We start from the raw sequence: 685 nt of genomic DNA on the forward strand, positions 1-685 counted from the left end.
TTTTTTTGCTATTTTGTGTTGTATTTTCAGTTAGTTCACTTGCTAAAGGTTCTTTAATTTCACTAGAAAAATTAAAGATATTATTGAATGGATTATCTTTTTCGTTATTCATAAAAAAATTACCTGCAATTTTTTGCCTTTTTTAAAATTAAATGCAATTTCCTGCGTATTTTTGCTAGGATATACGCAATTTTTTGCATTAGTATATTTTATATCTCTTTATATTTCCTATTATATCAAGGATTTAGCCACTTAGCAAAAAATATGGTGAGGGCTTTATATATATAAAAGCTGATGATAAACTATATTTATCAAGAATGAAAGGAGGACATAAAGAATGTCCTATATCAATTTAATGAAAAAATATGGTGTCAAATCTGGCGCTGTCGGTTTAGGTCAGTTATCTGATGAAGAAAAAAAGCTTTATTCTGATCCACGTGTAGAAGCCGAGTGGCAGAAATTACTAAAGGATCATAAGCTTGACGAAAGCAAACTTTCAAAGCGCGAGTTTTTACGTTTGAGTTTGGAATTTTCTTTTAGACTTTATTCAAAAGGAAATTAGTAGCCGTCTGTCAACGGTAAATACAGGCGTAGCCTGTGCTTTAAGGAGTTGACAGACTTACTCAAAGTAAGCTTGCAAGGCGAAGAAAAGGGACTTTTCTTCCTGCCCTACAGGTGGCGAACC

The 685-nt window shown here is 32.4% G+C and carries 1 protein-coding gene; it reads left to right on the forward strand.

The window, feature by feature from the left end:
- Positions 1–337: 337 nt before the first annotated feature.
- A complete protein-coding gene (locus H9635_RS19090) occupies positions 338–562 on the forward strand; it encodes a hypothetical protein (protein ID WP_191701907.1) in 225 nt (74 codons plus the stop codon).
- Positions 563–685 lie beyond the last annotated feature (123 nt).

This window comes from Solibacillus faecavium (genome assembly GCF_014836905.1).
Lineage (GTDB): Bacteria > Bacillota > Bacilli > Bacillales_A > Planococcaceae > Solibacillus > Solibacillus faecavium.

Bases quoted from the DNA above. Each gene is read 5' to 3' on its own strand.
- H9635_RS19090 (WP_191701907.1), top strand. From the start codon at position 338: ATGTCCTATATCAATTTAATGAAAAAATATGGTGTCAAATCTGGCGCT.